This window comes from Streptomyces sp. NPDC012474 (assembly GCF_042955185.1).
GTDB lineage: Bacteria > Actinomycetota > Actinomycetes > Streptomycetales > Streptomycetaceae > Streptomyces > Streptomyces cahuitamycinicus.
In genome coordinates, this window is record NZ_JBIBEP010000015.1 from 193,594 (window position 1) to 209,198 (window position 15,605).

13 protein-coding genes and 1 pseudogene are annotated in these 15,605 nt (G+C 72.3%); 9 read left to right on the plus strand and 5 right to left on the minus strand.

Translation table 11 applies throughout. From position 1 onward, the window contains the following. Positions 1-53: 53 nt before the first annotated feature. Entirely contained in the window at positions 54-170 is a 117-nt protein-coding gene (locus ACFY9S_RS29080) for a SapB/AmfS family lanthipeptide (RefSeq protein WP_031113019.1), read from the minus strand. An 84-nt stretch (positions 171-254) separates the two neighbouring features. Beyond that, positions 255-2,849, minus strand: a complete 2,595-nt coding sequence (gene lanKC, locus ACFY9S_RS29085) for a class III lanthionine synthetase LanKC (RefSeq protein WP_391133825.1) — start codon at positions 2,847-2,849, stop codon at positions 255-257. Positions 2,850-3,035: 186 nt separating this feature from the next. On the opposite strand from lanKC, the gene ACFY9S_RS29090 reads away from it, so the two are divergent. Further along, on the plus strand, positions 3,036-5,483 hold the full coding sequence (locus ACFY9S_RS29090; protein WP_391133828.1) for a SpoIIE family protein phosphatase: 2,448 nt from the start codon (positions 3,036-3,038) through the stop codon (positions 5,481-5,483). 25 nt (positions 5,484-5,508) lie between these two features. Here the strand turns inward: ACFY9S_RS29090 and ACFY9S_RS29095 are convergent, their stop codons facing one another. Next, positions 5,509-6,204: a DJ-1/PfpI family protein gene (locus tag ACFY9S_RS29095; RefSeq protein ID WP_391133831.1), complete on the minus strand. Its 696-nt coding sequence runs from the start codon at positions 6,202-6,204 to the stop codon at positions 5,509-5,511. Between the two features lie 155 nt (positions 6,205-6,359). Here ACFY9S_RS29095 and ACFY9S_RS29100 point away from each other — a divergent pair. From ACFY9S_RS29100 to ACFY9S_RS29130, 7 genes and pseudogenes are all read left to right on the plus strand, one after another. Next, a pseudogene (locus tag ACFY9S_RS29100) lies at positions 6,360-7,292 on the plus strand (LysR family transcriptional regulator). Between the two features lie 74 nt (positions 7,293-7,366). Continuing rightward, complete coding sequence (locus tag ACFY9S_RS29105) at positions 7,367-7,786, plus strand: CBS domain-containing protein (RefSeq protein ID WP_391133834.1); 420 nt, start codon at positions 7,367-7,369, stop codon at positions 7,784-7,786. Positions 7,787-7,966: 180 nt separating this feature from the next. Further along, positions 7,967-8,149: a hypothetical protein gene (locus ACFY9S_RS29110; protein ID WP_391133905.1), complete on the plus strand. Its 183-nt coding sequence runs from the start codon at positions 7,967-7,969 to the stop codon at positions 8,147-8,149. Positions 8,150-8,253: 104 nt separating this feature from the next. Continuing rightward, entirely contained in the window at positions 8,254-9,321 is a 1,068-nt protein-coding gene (locus ACFY9S_RS29115; RefSeq protein ID WP_391133837.1) for a glucose-1-phosphate thymidylyltransferase, read from the plus strand. Continuing rightward, on the plus strand, positions 9,318-10,298 hold the full coding sequence (gene rfbB / locus ACFY9S_RS29120) for a dTDP-glucose 4,6-dehydratase (protein WP_391133839.1): 981 nt from the start codon (positions 9,318-9,320) through the stop codon (positions 10,296-10,298). Before ACFY9S_RS29115 ends, rfbB begins: the two co-directional genes overlap by 4 nt. Further along, the gene (rfbD, locus tag ACFY9S_RS29125; protein WP_391133841.1) at positions 10,295-11,182 is read left to right on the plus strand and encodes a dTDP-4-dehydrorhamnose reductase; all 888 of its coding nucleotides are present in this window, start codon (positions 10,295-10,297) and stop codon (positions 11,180-11,182) included. Before rfbB ends, rfbD begins: the two co-directional genes overlap by 4 nt. After that, entirely contained in the window at positions 11,169-11,972 is an 804-nt protein-coding gene (locus ACFY9S_RS29130) for a methyltransferase type 11 (protein WP_102911090.1), read from the plus strand. Before rfbD ends, ACFY9S_RS29130 begins: the two co-directional genes overlap by 14 nt. 121 nt (positions 11,973-12,093) lie before the next feature. Here ACFY9S_RS29130 and rfbC read toward each other — a convergent pair whose 3' ends face one another. Together rfbC and ACFY9S_RS29140 are read right to left on the minus strand one after the other, a co-directional pair. Then, positions 12,094-12,699, minus strand: coding sequence for a dTDP-4-dehydrorhamnose 3,5-epimerase (gene rfbC, locus ACFY9S_RS29135; protein ID WP_391133843.1), 606 nt, complete (start codon positions 12,697-12,699; stop codon positions 12,094-12,096). A gap of 4 nt (positions 12,700-12,703) precedes the next feature. Further along, positions 12,704-14,647 (minus strand): glycosyltransferase, encoded by a 1,944-nt coding sequence (locus ACFY9S_RS29140; RefSeq protein ID WP_391133845.1) that lies wholly within the window; start codon positions 14,645-14,647, stop codon positions 12,704-12,706. 370 nt (positions 14,648-15,017) lie between these two features. On the opposite strand from ACFY9S_RS29140, the gene ACFY9S_RS29145 reads away from it, so the two are divergent. Next, positions 15,018-15,527: a YfcE family phosphodiesterase gene (locus tag ACFY9S_RS29145; RefSeq protein ID WP_391133847.1), complete on the plus strand. Its 510-nt coding sequence runs from the start codon at positions 15,018-15,020 to the stop codon at positions 15,525-15,527. The last annotated feature ends 78 nt before the right edge of the window (positions 15,528-15,605 follow it).

Consider the following 15,605-nt stretch of genomic DNA (forward strand, 5'->3'; position numbering starts at 1 on the left):
CGGGCGGCCCCTCCCCGAAGGGAGGGAGCCGCCCGGAGCGAGCAGACCGTCGGTCAGAGACAGAGCAGAACGCTCGCGGCGCTGATGCAGGAGAGCAGGCTCACCGTGCTGTTGCCGCCGCCGTCCGTGCGCTCTTCGGTCTCGATGGTCTGCAGGTCGAGAAGTGCCATGGTGTGTCCTTCCGTTGGGTGTCCGTCCGTGGTCATCCGTGGGGACGGGGTGGTGTCACGACTCCGCGGGATCGCGCAGCCGCGTCAGTGGGGCCGCCTTCCGGGCGGCGGGAGGAACGGCAGGTGGGCGTCGGTCGCCGGGTCGAGGGCCGCGCCGAGCGCCAGCAGGCACCCTGCCGTTCCGGTGGCGAGGTCCATGGAGAGCCGCATCATCTGGTGCCCGGGAAAGGCCAGTTGGCCCTGGTACGCCATCGCGAACCAGCCGAGCCCGGCGATCTGACCGGCCAGGCGGTCCTCGGTCGCGCCCGGCGTGGTCGTGCGGCTGAGGTGCAGGATCATTCCGGCGCGGCCCTGGAAGAGCCCGGGCTGCGCGTAGAAGCGTGAGGTGGCCGCGGTGAGCACACCGGAGCGGGCCGGCCCGAACTCCCCGGCGAGACCGGGGGAGTGGGCGACCAGATCGTCGAGGACCATGCCGAGGCCCGCGCTGCCGTCCCCGAGGTAGGGCAGGGTCCGCCAGCCCTCGTCGACCTCCAGCGACCCGTTCTCCCGGGTCACGCAGGACGCCAGATCCCGGCGCAGGGCCACGGCCGCCGCCTCCAGCCAGGCCTCCTCGCCGGTCCACTCGTACTGCCGCAGCATGAGCAGGGCGGGGCCGCTCGCGCCGCGCAGCAGTCCGGCGCGCGGCCGGGACGAGGCCGGGACCGGCTCGGTGAGCCGTTGTACGAGGATCCGCGCGGCGTCGTGGGCCCGCTCGCCCAGCTCCGCCTCGCCGGTCGTACGGGCCAGGTGCCCGAGGACGAGACCCAGTCCGGCCAGTCCGCCGTGCAGGTCGGAGGAGAGCTTCTGCCACCGCTCGGCGAGGATGCCCTCGACCAGGTCGAGCGCCCGCTGGCGGTGCCCGAGCCGGTCGAGGACCAGGGCGACGCCCGCGAGCCCGTCGTACAGGCCGAGCGGAGTGCCGATCGGGGCCGGTGCCGTCCGGTCCAGCAGCCAGCGCTCGCCCTCGTCGTACCGCTCGGCGCCGGCCGCGTCCAGCGCGAACAGCACCCCCGCGGCGCCGTGGGCGAGCCCGAGCCCACCGCCGTCGGAGAACTGGGCGACGTCGCCGGGGAAGAGCCGGTCGTCACGCTCCGGGGTGGCCGAGGCGAGGATGGCCTTGACCATCGAGTCGCGGCTGTACGGCCAGTCGCCCGGGTCCACCGGCGAGGAGGGAGCGGCCACCGTACGGCCGGACACCTCCCGGGTGATCTCCGTGACCGCCTCGTCCAGGAACTCCCGCGGCACGTCCGGGAACTGCTCCGCGATCACCTGGGCCAGGTGTGCCGCCTTGCCTCGGTCGACCACGAACAGCGTGGTCACGGGCAGGAACAGGGCCAGCCGAAGACAGGCCAGCGCGTACCGGTCGACGTCGGCGCCCCGGCGGTCCGGCGGCGCGAAGAACCCGGGGTGGGCGACGACCTGGCGGCCGTTCTCCTCGGCGGGGGCCGCGGCCTCGAAGTCGAGGAGGAACACCGTCTCCTCGTCCGGGGCGACCATGATGTTGAAGACGTGCAGGTCGTTGAAGACGATGCCCCGGGCGTGCACCGCCGCCACGGCCTCCTCCACCCTGCGGTGGATGCGCAGCGCCCAGGCCGTGTAGCCGGCGACGGCCCGCGGGTCGGGGTCCTGGGTGAGCAGCGGATGCCGCTCGGCGAAGAAGGAGTTGAGCGGACGGCCCTGAAGGAAGTCCATCACCAGGAAGCGGTGCCCGCCGAGCTCGAACCAGTCGCGCACCTCCGGGACGACGCCCGTGCCCGCGACCTGCTCCAGGGCCTGCTTCTCCCGCTCCAGCCGGGCGATCGCGTCGGCCCCGTCCGAGGCGAGACCCGCGTGCGGACGGCCCTCCTTGAGGACGATCCTGCTCCCGTCCCGGGTGTCGGTGCCCGCGTACACACCGCCGCCGTTGGAGAAGTGCAGCGCCTTCTCGATGCGGTAGGGCAGCTCCCCGGTCGTCGTGTTGTTCCGCGCGTCGAGGTGCGGCTGGAGGAACGCCGGGAGTGTCACCCACTCGGGCACCTGGAAGGACGGCGACCGCCGGTCCGGCACCAGCTGCCCCTCGCCGTCCCGCACCGCCGGCACCAGCGAGCCCCGCTCGTCCACGACGAACGCACGTGCGAAGGCGCCGTAGCGGACGTACAACGGGCCCTCGCCCCAGCGCAGGTCGGTGAGGATGTACGGCCCCTCGAACCCCTCCAGCAGCGCGCCCAGCTCGCGCAGCACCTGGTGCAGCTGCTCCTCGTCGGCCGGGTAGACGGTGACGAACTTGCCGCTGCCGTCGCGCGGCGCGTACTTGGTGTTGCGCAGGTGGAGCAGGTGCGGGCCCGGCACGAACTTGAAGGGGACGCGCCGCTCGACGCAGTAGTCCCACACGATCCGCGCCATGTCCTCCGCGTCGGCCCGGGTCGCCGAGGCGTGGATCTTCCACCCCTGGGCCGGGCCCTGCAGCGGTTCGCCCTCCGGGCCGAGCGGCGTCATCGTCAGCCAGTCGCCGATCCGGGCCGACTCCCAGCCCTCCGGCAGCGGCCGGCGGGCCGTCTCGTAGAGGTGGGCGGCGCTCCCCTGCCCGCTCCGCGCCAGCCGGTCCGGCGTCTCGTAGAAATGCCGGTCGGCCAGCGCGTACACCTCGTACCGCTTGTCCATGCGTCCCCCTCCGTGACGAGCACCGAGCTTTCCAGCCACGTGCCGGGCACGCACAGTCACGCCTGTCACGAGAACACCGTGCGGAACTCACGCGTCAAGACATGTTCGGACTCTTTCGAGCGCGTTCGCCGACGCTCCACCACGGAACGCCCACAGGGGCTGCGCAGGTGTCTCATAAGCGCTGTAATGGCCAACGTGGTCAGTCAGGGCGCCCAAGAGCGCGGAACGCGATCGACGCGTGCCGAAGGTGCCCTCAAGGCGATCGCGGTCGATCAGGAGTCACCCGAACGGCTGCGCCGCGTCCTCGAACAGGCACTCGTCTTCGCCGGTGCGGCCTTCGCCGCCGTCTACGCTCCCGGCCAGGACGGCGAGCTGCTGTACCTGATGGAGTCGGCCGGGGTCCCGAGGACGCTCTACGGGCTGCGCGACAGCTACCCGCGGGCCGGACGGTCCCCGGTCGCCGCCGCCCACCGCGGTGGACGGCCGGTGTCGCTGGGCCCGGCGGAACTGGCCGCGGACGCCCAGGCGCGGCGCCTACCCTCCGGCGACTTCTTCCTGACGGCCCTTCCCGTGCAAGGGGACGGCGGCTGTCTGCTGGCCGTGAGCGAGCACCCCGGGGGATTCACCGGCGACGACCTCAGGTGCCTGGAACTCGTCTCCGAAGCGGTCGCCTTCACCGCCCCGGCGGCGCCCGCCGAGGCCGGCGACCTGCCGCCGAGCGCCTTCAGCCTCGCCATGGAAACCGGCCGTGTCCGGGTCGGCGACGACCTGCTGGACCTCTTCGGCCTCGACCCCGTGGAATTCGACGGCCGGGTCGAGACGCTGCTCAGCCTGACCGTCGCCGAGGATCTGCCGTCACTGATGTCCGTGGTGGAGGCCGACCACATGTCCATCGGCGACCGGGAGCTGGAATTCCGGGTGCTCCAGCCCACCGGGCCGCCGAAATGGCTCCGGCTGCGCGGGCGCCTCCTGCCCGGCGGCGAGGGCCGCCCGCCACGGCTCGTGGGCACGGTCGTCGACGCCTCCACGCTGCGCTCCGGCGTCACCGACGTGGTCCGCGTCCAGCGCCTGGCTACCGCGCTGGCCACCGCCGTCACCGTCCGCGACGTCGGCAAGGCCGTGGTCGCCGCACTGCGCAGACCGCTGCGGGCCGACCGGATCGCACTCGCCGAGCTGGAGAGCGAGCGGCTCGTCGTCACCGTCCTCGACCCGCCCGAACCCGAGGCCTGGCCCGAGCTGTGGCGGTCGGAGTGGCGCACCGAGTGGCCTGACGCGCCCGTGCGCGCCATGCCCACCCTCGCCGCCGCTCTGCGCGAGGGCCGGGCCCGCATCTGGCCCGCCGGCAGCCCCCTGGAACGCGCCCTCGCCGAGGTCGGCCCCGGCGGCCTCGCCGTCCTGCCGCTGCCCGCGGGCAACCGCATGGCCGGCGCCTGCCTGATCGGCTGGGACACCCCGCACGACTTCGGCACAGACGAACGCGCCCTGCTCACCGCCTGCGCCGGACTCGCCGGACAGGCCCTGGTACGGGCCCGGGCCTTCGACGCCGAGCACGAACTCGTCGGCATGCTCCAGCGCCAGCTGCTGCCCCGCAGCCTGCCCCGGCTGCCGGGCGCGGTGGCCGTCGCCCGCTACCTGCCGAGCACGGCCGGGCTCGAACTCGGCGGCGACTGGTACGACGTCATCCCGCTACCGGACAACCACGTCGCCCTGGTCATCGGCGACGTCCAGGGCCACAGCGCCGGCGCCGCCACCCTCATGGGCCAGATGCGCACCGCCCTGCGTGCCTACGCCGTCGAGGGCCACCCGCCGGACGTGGTGGTCGCGCACTCCAACCGGCTCCTCGTGGACATGGAGAGCGACCTCTTCGCGACCTGCTGCTACGTCGACGTCGACCTGGAGGAGGGCTCCGCCTGGTGCGTGCGCGCCGGACACCTGCCCCCGGTGCTGCGCTACCCGGACGGCCGGACCGAGATCGCGGAGGCCGAGGGCGGACCGCCGCTCGGGGTGGTCGCCCGGGCCGACTTCCCCATGAGCCCGCTCCGGCTGCCGCCCGGCACCGTGATCGCCCTCGTCACCGACGGGCTCGTCGAGACCCCCGGCTCCGACATCGACGACGGCATGGACCACCTCGCCGAGCAGCTCGCCGGCGCCGCCCCCACCGACCTGGGGCTGGTCGCCGACGCCCTCCTCGGCAACGCCCCGCGCAGCGACGACGTCGCCCTGCTCCTCCTGCGCTACGACGGCATGGAGCTGCGCCCCCTGCGGGAGAGCTGGACGGTGTGGCGGGTGCCCCAGGCCGTCGGGCACGCCCGCCGCTTCGCCCGCCGCACCCTGCGCTCCTGGGGCGTCACCGCCGAGTACGACGCCGTCCTCCTCGTCGTCTCCGAACTCGTCACCAACGCCCTCGTCCACACCGACGGCAAGGTCCGCATGGACCTTACCCTGGTGAACAACCGGCTGCGCGTCGCCATCGCCGACGCCTCACCCCGCTCGCCGGTCAGACCGTCCAGCATCGGCTGGGAGGCCACCGGCGGCCGGGGCGTCCTCCTCGTCGAGGCCGTCTCCGCGACCTGGGGCACCCTCCCGGTCAGCGGCGGCAAGCAGGTGTGGGCGGAGCTGGTGCTGGGCCGCTGAGCCCCGGCCCGGCGGGCGCGACTCCTCAGCCCAGCCGCTTCAGCAGTTCCTCCGCCAGCGGGGCCGACGACGCGGGGTTCTGGCCCGTGACCAGGTTGCGGTCGGTGACCACGTGCGGGGCCCACGGCTCCCCGGCCCGCACGGTCACCCCGGCCTCGGTGAGACGGTCCTGGAGCAGCCACTTCGCGCGGTCGGCGAGACCGCCCTGGACCTCCTCGGCGTTGGTGAACGCCGCGACCTCGTATCCGGCGAAGACGTTCTCGCCGTCGGCCCCCGCAGCGGCCAGCAACGCGGCCGGCCCGTGGCACACGACACCGAGCGGCCTGCCCGACTCCAGGGCCATGGCGAGCAGCCGGCCGGAGTCGGCGTTCACGGCGAGGTCCTCCATCGGGCCGTGGCCGCCGGGGTAGAAGACCGCCGCGTAGTCGTCCAGCCGGACGTCCTCCAGCCGGACGGGACGCCGCAGCTCGGCGAAGGACTCCAGCGCCTTCGCGATCCGGTCGGCGTTCTCCTGGCCGCCGTTCACCTCGGGGGCCAGGGAGGCCCGGTCGACGGTGGGCTCGACACCGCCGGGCGTGGCCACGACGACCTCGTGACCGGCGGCGCGGAACGCCTCGTACGGGGCGACGGCCTCCTCGGCCCAGAAGCCGGTGGGGTGCTCGGTGCCGTCGGCCAGGGTCCAGGTGTCGGCGCCGGTGACGACGAAGAGGATCTTCGACATGGTGGGTGCATCTCCGTGGGACGGGCCGCGGTGGGACAGCGCGGCGATGACTGGTACGAGAACGACCGTAGGTGCCCGGACCGCCGGTTTTCCAATGGCAGCACCCATGCCCGACATAGGAATTCCAATGGCGGGGCGCAGTAGGGTCGGATCGTGTGAGGCCTCTCGACCCCCTCGGCGCCATCGGCACGCCCGCGCAGCCCGACCTGAACCTGCTGCGTACCTTCCTGGCCGTCTACCGGTCCGGCTCCTTCACGGCCGCCGCTCAGCTGCTGGGCCTGTCCCAGCCGACCGTCACCACACAGATCCGCTCACTGGAGCGGCAGACCCGCCGGGAGCTGTTCGAGCGGCTGCCGCGCGGCGTCGCCCCGACAGCCGTCGCCGACGAACTCGCGGCCCGTGTCGCGGGACCCCTGGACGCGCTCGCTGAGGCCACCGGTCACGGCCCCCGGGGCGCGCGCGCCGAGCCGGTCCATCTGGCCGGGCCCGCCGAGCTGCTGTCCACCCGGGCCCTGCCCGCCCTCGCCCCGCTCGTCACCGAAGGCGTACGGCTGCGCGTCACGACGGGACTGACCGAGCCCCTGCTCGAAGAACTGCGCGCCGGCCGCCACGATCTGGTGATCGCCACCACCCGGCCCCGCGGCCGCACCCTGTCCGCGGTGCCGCTGGTCGACGAGGAGTTCGTCCTGGTCGCCGCCCCCGCCTGGGCCGACCGTGTCGCGCGGCGTCCGGCCGCCGACGGCCCCGTGGCGTTGCAGGACGTCCCGCTGATCAGTTACGCCGAGGACCTGCCCATCGTGCGCCGCTACTGGCGGCACGTCTTCGGCCGGCGCCTGAACTCCCGCGCCGCCGTTTCGGTGCCGGACCTGAGGGCCGTCCTGGCGCTGGTCACGGCCGGGGCCGGGTTCAGCGTGCTGCCGCGATACCTGTGCGCGGCGGAACTGTCGTCCGGCGCCCTGGTCCTCCTCGACGCCCCCTAGGACACACCGATCAACACCGGCTTCCTCGTCCAGCGGCCGGGCGCCTCGGACAACCCGCACGTCCCCCTCGTCCGCGACCGGCTGCTGGAGGCCGGCCGCACGTGGTGACACCGCACGACGACCGGGTACCCGGCGCGGCGTAGGACGGAGCAACCGCCACGAGCCGAAGGAAGAGGAACGTCATGGCTCAGCATGTCCGCGACATCATGACCGGCGACCCGGTCACCGTCGAGCCGCAGACCTCCGTCGCCGAGGTGGCGCGCATCATGCGCGACGAGGACCTCGGAGCCGTCCTGGTGACGGACGGTGACCATCTGCGAGGCCTGGTCACCGACCGGGACATCGTGGTCCGGTCGGTCAGCAGGGGCGGCGACCCGGAGCGGAACACCGTGGCCGGCGCGTGCAGCGACGAGTTGGTCACCGTCAGCCCCGACGACGATCTGGTCCAGGCGGTGCAGCTGATGCGCGAGCACTCCGTACGCCGCATCCCCGTCGTCGACCACGGGCACCCCGTGGGCATCGTCTCCCTGGGCGACATGGCCATGGAGCGCGATCCGGACTCGGCGCTCGGCGACATCAGCGCCGCGCGCCCCAACGCCTGACCGGCAGCGCCCCCCGGACGGTCCCGCCCACCTCGCCGTGCGCGGGACCGTCGTCCGTCCTGGAACGCCGGGCGGCGGCGGGGGATTTCGGCCGCGCGGCACAGGCGTCCCGGTCCGGGTTTGTTCGGATTGTCGCTGGGGACTCGAACATCAGTGGAAGCAGAAGGAAGATGATGAGTCGTGGAGTCCATGGACACCAGTGAGAAGCCCGTCGTCCGCAGGCACGAAACCGGCTGGTCGACGGCGCGCCGTCTGCGCGAGAAGGCCGCGCCGCGGACGTGCCTCCCCGCCGTCGAGGACCGGGGCACCCCCGGAGCGGTGCGCTCCGGAGCGGAGTGGAACATCGTCCGAGGTGAGGACTGAGCCCCCTCCGCAGGACCGAGCGGCGACGACCCGGGTAACTCCGCACGTCGACAACTGAAAGAAGTGATGTTCACAGCCGCCGGATCACGACTAAGGTGAACCGAATGAAGGCTCTCGTGCTGTCCGGCGGCGCAGGAACAAGACTGAGGCCGATCACACACACGTCGGCCAAGCAATTGGTGCCCGTGGCCAACAAGGCCGTGCTGTTCTACGGGTTGGAGTCGATCGCCGAGGCCGGCATCACCGACGTGGGAATGATCGTCGGGGACACGGCCGAGGAGATCGAGGAAGCGGTGGGGGACGGGTCGAAGTTCGGCCTCAAGGTCACCTACATACCCCAGGAGCGGCCCCTGGGGCTGGCCCACGCGGTACTGATCGCCCGGGACTACCTCGGTGACGACGACTTCGTAATGTATCTCGGCGACAACTTCATCGTCGGCGGCATCACCGGCCTCGTCGACGAGTTCCGCGGCCACCGGCCCGACGCCCAGATCCTGCTCACGCGCGTGGCCGACCCCCGCGCCTTCGGCGTCGCCGAACTCGACCCCTCCGGCCGGGTGGTCGGCCTGGAGGAGAAGCCCGACCAGCCCAAGAGCGATCTCGCGCTGGTCGGCGTCTACATGTTCACGCCCCGGATCCACGAGGCGGTCCGCGCCATCGAACCGTCCTGGCGCGGCGAACTGGAGATCACCCACGCCATCCAGCACCTGATCGACACCCGCGCCGACGTGCGCTCCACGGTCATCAAGGGCTACTGGAAGGACACCGGCAACGTCGGCGACATGCTGGAGGTCAACCGCACGGTCCTCGAAGCCATGGAGCGCCGCATCGACGGCGAGGTGGACGACGTGTCGGAGACCATCGGGCGCGTGGTGCTCGAAGAGGGCGCACGGATCGTCAACTCCCGTGTCGTCGGGCCCGTCGTCATCGGCTCGGGCACCCTCGTCAGCAACTCCTACGTCGGTCCCTTCACCTCCATCGCCGAGAACTGCCGGATCACCGACAGCGAGCTGGAGTTCTCCATCGTGCTGCGGGACTCCTCGATCCAGGGCGTCGGCCGGATCGAGGCCTCGCTGATCGGCCGGCACGTCGAGGTGACTCCCGCCCCCAGCGTCCCCAGCGCCCACCGATTCGTCCTCGGAGATCACAGCAAGGTGCAGATCACTTCATGAACCTCCTCGTCACCGGCGCCGCCGGGTTCATCGGTTCCCGCTACGTCCGCGCACTCCTCGCCTCGGACGCGCCCGACGCGCCGCGCATCACCGTGCTGGACAAGCTCACCTACGCCGGCACCCTCGACAACCTCGAACTGACCCACCCGCGGCTGGAGTTCGTGCAAGGGGACATCTGCGACGCCGAACTCGCCGACAAGCTGATGGCCGGCGCGGACCAGGTCGTGCACTTCGCCGCCGAGTCCCACGTGGACCGGTCGATCAGCGGTGCCGCCGACTTCGTCCGCACCAACGTCCTCGGCACCCAGACCCTGCTGGACGCCGCCCTGCGCCACGACGTGGGCCCCTTCGTGCACGTCTCCACCGACGAGGTCTACGGCTCCATCGAGTCCGGCTCCTGGCCGGAGGACCATCCGCTCCAGCCCAACTCGCCGTACTCCGCCTCCAAGGCCTCCTCCGACCTGCTCGCCCTGGCCTACCACCGCACCCACGGCCTGGACGTGCGCGTCACGCGCTGCTCCAACAACTACGGCCCGCACCAGTTCCCCGAGAAGGTCATCCCGCTGTTCGTGACGAACCTCCTCGACGGCCACAAGGTGCCGCTGTACGGCGAGGGCCGCAACGTCCGTGACTGGCTGCACGTCGACGACCACTGCCAGGGCGTCGACCTCGCCCGCACCCAGGGCCGGCCCGGCGAGGTCTACAACATCGGCGGCGGCACCGAGCTCACCAACAAGGAGCTCACCGGCCTGCTCCTGGACGCCTGCGGGGCGGACTGGGACCGGGTGGAGTACGTCGAGGACCGCAAGGGCCACGACCTGCGCTACTCCGTCGACTGCTCCAAGGCCCGCGACGAGCTCGGCTACCGCCCCCGCCACGACTTCACCACCGGACTCGCCGAGACCGTCGCCTGGTACCGCGACAACCGGGCCTGGTGGGAGCCCCTGAAGCGGCGCGTCACTCAGGAGCGGGCATGAGGTGGCTTGTCACCGGCGCGGGCGGCATGCTCGGCCGTGACGTCGTCGGGGAACTGACGGGCCGCGGCGAGAGCGTCGTGGGCCTCGACCGCGCCGCCCTGGACATCACGAGCCCCGAGGCCGTCGACGCCGCCGTGCGGGAGCACCACCCCGACCTCGTCGTGAACTGCGCCGCCTACACGGCCGTCGACGACGCCGAGACGGACGAGGCCCGCGCCTTGGAGATCAACGGCGACGGCCCACGCCTGCTGGCCCGTGCGTGCGCGGTGCACGGCGCCCGCATGATCCACGTCTCCACCGACTACGTCTTCTCCGGCGAGGCCCGCACCACCCCCTACCCGGAGGATCACCCGACCGGCCCGCGCACCGCCTACGGCCGCACCAAGCTGGCCGGGGAACGGGCCGTACGGGAGGAGCTTCCGGCGGCGAGCGCGGTGCTGCGCACGGCATGGCTCTACGGCGTCCACGGCTCCAACTTCGTCCGGACCATGATCGGACTGGAAGCCCGCCGTGACACCCTCGACGTCGTCGACGACCAGCGCGGCCAGCCCACCTGGAGCGCGGACGTCGCCGAGCGGATCGCCGACCTCGGCCCCCGGCTCGGCCCCGACACGCACGGTGTCTTCCACGCGACCGACTCCGGCGAGGCCACGTGGTACGACCTCGCCCGCGAGGTGTTCTCCCTCATCGGCGCCGACCCTGATCGGGTGCGCCCCACCAGCAGCGCGGCCTTCCCCCGGCCCGCGCCCCGCCCGGCGTACAGCGCCCTCGCCCACGGACGGTGGCAGGAGATCGGCCTGCCGCTGCCGCGCGACTGGCGCTCCGCCCTGCATGAAGCACTGCCCCGTATCCGCAAGGAAGGTCTTCCTCGTGAAACGCCATGAGTTCCTCCGGGAACTGCACAAGGTCAGCGCCAACCGCAACTACCTGGAGATCGGCGTCAACGACGGGCGCAGCCTGACGCTGTCCCGCGTCCCCAGCATCGCGATCGATCCGGCCTTCAAGGTGGTCTCGGAGCTGAGGTGCGACGTCCACCTGGTGAAGGCCACCAGCGACGACTTCTTCGCGCGTGACAATCCGCTCCAGCACCTCAAGGGCGGCCGTCACCCGCTGCGCAACCTGCGTCGCGGCCGCAGCCCGATCGGCTACTGGCGCCGCACGACGCTGGACCTGTCGTTCATCGACGGCATGCACCTGTTCGAGTTCGCGCTGCGCGACTTCATGAACGTCGAGAAGTACTCGGACTGGGGCAGTGTGATCGTCCTCGACGACATGCTGCCGCGCAGCATCGACGAAGCGGCCCGGGACCGGCACACCAACGCCTGGACCGGCGACGTCTACAAGATGACCGAGGTGCTGGCGCGCTACCGACCTGACCTGGTCACGGTGCAGGTGGACACCGCCCCCACCGGCCAGCTGGTCGTCTTCGGCGCCGACCCGGACAACCGGGTCCTGCACGACAAGTACGACGAGATCATGGCCGAGTACAAGATCCCCGACCCGCAGAAGGTCCCCGAGGCGATCCTGGAGCGGGCCGGCGCGGTGAGCCCCGAGACCCTCTTGGGAGCCGGCTTCTGGCGTCCCCTCACCCAGGCCCGCAACCGGGGCCTGCCCCGTGCCGTCGGCTGGGAGCCCCTGCGCAAGGCCCTGCAGCAGGTCGGTGTGAGCAGCTGATCGACGGCGCCGGCCACCGCCCGGGGGCGGTCGGCGCCGACGGCCTTCCCGGCCTGACGCGACACAGGCCCGGACGCTGCACGCGTCCGGGCCTGCGGTGTGTCCCAGGCGGGGGCCAGGGCTACGTCTCCTGTCTGCCCCGCAGTTCCGCGTAGTACGCCAGGCAGGCCTCGTACGACGGCAGCAGCCCCCGGCGTTCCGCCTCAGCCAGGGTCGGGGCCTGCTCGTCCTTGGGGGAGAGGAGCGGGGTGATGCCCTCGGGCCACTCGATGCCCAGGGCCGGGTCGAGGGGGTGGATGCCGTGTTCGCGGCCCGGGGCGTAGCCCTCCGAGCACAGGTAGACCACGGTCGCGTCGTCCGTGAGGGCCATGAAGGCGTGTCCGAGGCCCTCCGCGAGGAACACCGCGTGCCGCGTGTCGTCGTCCAGCCGTACGGCCTCCCACTTCCCGTAGGTCGGGGAGCCCACACGGATGTCGATCACCACGTCCAGGACGGCACCGCGTACACAGGTGATGTACTTGGCCTGGCTGGGCGGCACGTCGGCGAAGTGCACGCCCCGCAGCACGCCCCGCCGCGAGATCGAGCAGTTGGCCTGCGCCAGGGACAGGTCGTGCCCCGTCGCCTCTCGGAACTCCGCACCGCGGTACCACTCGTGGAAGCTGCCCCGGTCGTCCGGGAAGATCTTGGGCTCCAGAACCCAAGCGCCCTCTATGCCCAGCGGTCGCATGCCGTCACCGCCCTCCGGCCTTGATACGGGAATCCACCTTCCGGCGCGCGGCACCGAGCACGCGTCGCGCGCGCCGGGCCAGCCGCAGCGCGACACCGGGTCCCGGCGCCGGCGTCACCAGCACGCTCCCGCCGCCGGCCCGCAGGGCGAACGGCAGGCCGGTGAAGCGCGCCCGGTCGGAGCCCGGGGTCAGGCACACGGCCACCCGCCAGACGTCGCCCGAGAGATCCTCGGCGGGCAGGTCCGCCGCCACCACCGAGCCCGGCCGGTCCGCCTCGGGGGACAGCGTGCCCGGCACCTCCAGGATCCGGCGGGAGGAGACGAACCTCAGCCGCACGTCGGTGTCGCCCGTGACGTGCACCGGAAGCAGGACCCGGAACCGCTCCTCGGAGACGGCGACGTCCCCCAATTGCACACGGCCCAGCCCGAGTCGCTTGCCGCGCGGACGGAGCTCCAGGGAGAAGTTGCCGTGCGGCTCGGTCCAGTACGGCAGCACCGGCCGGTCGCCGACGACGCCCACCTCCGGCGTGGGCCGGTCCTCGCGCGGCGCCGGGCCCAGGCGGCACTCCTTGGTCCAGCCGCCCGCCTTCACCCGGACGAGCGCGTCCCAGGCGCCGTCACGCGGCAGGGCGGCCGGGTCGACCGTGGCGGTCGCCCGCAGCACCAGCCGGACCTCCTCGCCGTCCCCGACCGGCACGGCCTCGCGCGTGAACTCCACCGGCTGGAAGTACTGCGCGGCGCTGGAGCGCTCCCGCAGCAACAGATCGGCCGTGGCCTGCCCGAACCGCGCGGCGGTCTCCGAGGCCACCCACCGCACCGCCTCGGTCACGTCCTTGGGCACGTCGGTCAGCGGCGTGGCCTCGGCGCCGGCCGGGAACAGCATCGGCTCGCCGCCGGACAGGTACTCGGCCGTGAAGCCGATGCGGAGGGAGCCGTCGTGCCATGCGATGTCCGCGGGGGTCGCCTGGGGGGCGACGCCGGCCTCCCACTCCGCGAAGGCCACCACGTCGTCGTAGCGGTCGGCCGCCGCCAGCGCGGCGACGACCTGCTGTGTCGGTTGCAGACCGGCCGCGACACCGGGCCCGAAGCGCTCGACGACGACCTCGTGGATCTCCTCGAACAGCTCCCTGCGGTAGTCGTCGGGCAGGTTCAGCAGGCGCCGGGACCGCAGCCGCTCCACCATCTCCACCCGCAGCCAGCGCCGGAACAGCCGGTCACGCACCGGACCGGGCTCCGTGTACCGCTCGACGACGTCGAGGGCCTCGCGCAGGTTCCTGAAGTAGCCGACGGGGTCGAAGCGTTCGAACCCGGCGTTGGAGCCGTCGTCCCGCCGGAGGTGGTAGTAGCAGACGTAGTCGCTGAGCACGGAGACGTTCTCCGCGCGCAGATACGCCTCGGCGATGAAGACGTGGTCCTCCAGGCGCCGCCTGCCCTCGGGAAAGCGCAGGCCGATGCGGTCCAGGAAGGCCCGGCGGAACATCTTGTGCGGGGTGAGGCTGTCGATGAGCGGGGCGTTCTCGACGGTGGCGCGCGGATGGTTGCGGCGGAACAGCTCCACCGGCACCCCGCGGTTCTTGCCGGCCATCTTGCCCACGACGACGTCGGCGCCGTTGGCCACGCCGTAGTCGTACATCCGCTCCAGGGCTTCGTCGCCCAGGTAGTCGTCGTTGTCGACGAACATCACGAACTCGCCCCGGGAGGCCTCGATGCCGACGTTGCGGGGCTTGCCCGACCAGCCGGAGTTCTCCTGGTGGATGACCTTCATCCGGGGGTCCTCCGCGGCCAGCGCGTCGAGCCGGGCCGGGGTCTCGTCGGTCGAGCCGTCGTCGACGAAGATCACCTCGAACTCGTCGGGAGGCAGCGACTGCCGCTGCAGCGAGGAGATGCAGTCCTCGATGTAGACCCCCGGGTTGTACACGGGGATGATGACGCTGACCTTGACCGGCATCGGGTTTCCGGGCCCCTTCGGGTCGCTCGCCGTAGACGTCCTGTTGTACTGCGTGTTGCCCGATGCTAACCCGCTGGGCGAGGCCGCCTCACCTTTCGAGACCTCGCCGTGATCATCTCTGCCCGCAGGGCAACTGAGCTGCGCTCTCTGTCTGTTCGCGGTCAAGGTGCGCTCCGGCCCGGGACATGCACGCCGTGGCCCCGGGCAAGGGCGCCCAGCCCTTGGTCGTCCCCCTTCTGCCCCATGGTGCGCAGACGCCACAGCGGGCCGCGGCGGCGGAGCGCGGCGAGCAGCAGGGTGCGCTCGGTCGACCTGGATGCTGCTTCATCCGTATAAGTGGGTACTGGGCGACACCCTCTAGGGTGATGAGGTGCGACTGCTACTGATGTCCGACACCCACCTGCCCAAGCGGGCCAAGAGCCTTCCCAGCCCCCTGCTCGCCGAGATCCCCCACGCCGACGTCGTGTTCCACGCCGGGGACTGGGTCGACACGGAGACGCTCGATCTGCTGGAGGCCCGCTGTCACCGGCTCGTCGGGGTGTACGGCAACAACGACGGGCCGGATCTGCGCGCCCGGCTGCCGGAGGTGGCGTACGCCGAACTGGACGGGGTGCGGTTCGGCGTGATCCACGAGACGGGCGCCAAGCAGGGCCGGGAACAGCGGTGTGCCGCCCGCTTCCCCGGCCTGGACGTGCTGGTCTTCGGCCACAGCCACATCCCCTGGGACACCACGGCCCCCACCGGCCTGCGCCTGCTCAACCCGGGTTCCCCGACGGACCGCCGCCGCCAGCCGCACTGCACGTACATGACCGCCACGGTCGCCGGCGGGCTGCTCACGGACGTGGAACTGCACCGGCTCCCGCCCCGCGCCCCCCGCTGAACCGTGCGTGGAGGTGCTCCGGCACGACGTCGCCCGCGACGACCCCCCGGCCGGGCCCTTCGACCTGGTCCACGCCCG

Coding starts and splice junctions, on each gene's coding strand:
- rfbD (WP_391133841.1), top strand. CDS start 10,295: ATGAGGTGGCTTGTCACCGGCGCGGGCGGCATGCTCGGCCGTGACGTC.
- rfbB (WP_391133839.1), top strand. CDS start 9,318: ATGAACCTCCTCGTCACCGGCGCCGCCGGGTTCATCGGTTCCCGCTAC.
- rfbC (WP_391133843.1), bottom strand. CDS start 12,699: ATGCGACCGCTGGGCATAGAGGGCGCTTGGGTTCTGGAGCCCAAGATC.
- ACFY9S_RS29115 (WP_391133837.1), top strand. CDS start 8,254: ATGAAGGCTCTCGTGCTGTCCGGCGGCGCAGGAACAAGACTGAGGCCG.
- ACFY9S_RS29095 (WP_391133831.1), bottom strand. CDS start 6,204: ATGTCGAAGATCCTCTTCGTCGTCACCGGCGCCGACACCTGGACCCTG.
- ACFY9S_RS29080 (WP_031113019.1), bottom strand. CDS start 170: ATGGCACTTCTCGACCTGCAGACCATCGAGACCGAAGAGCGCACGGAC.
- ACFY9S_RS29105 (WP_391133834.1), top strand. CDS start 7,367: ATGGCTCAGCATGTCCGCGACATCATGACCGGCGACCCGGTCACCGTC.
- ACFY9S_RS29140 (WP_391133845.1), bottom strand. CDS start 14,647: ATGCCGGTCAAGGTCAGCGTCATCATCCCCGTGTACAACCCGGGGGTC.
- ACFY9S_RS29090 (WP_391133828.1), top strand. CDS start 3,036: ATGGCCAACGTGGTCAGTCAGGGCGCCCAAGAGCGCGGAACGCGATCG.
- lanKC (WP_391133825.1), bottom strand. CDS start 2,849: ATGGACAAGCGGTACGAGGTGTACGCGCTGGCCGACCGGCATTTCTAC.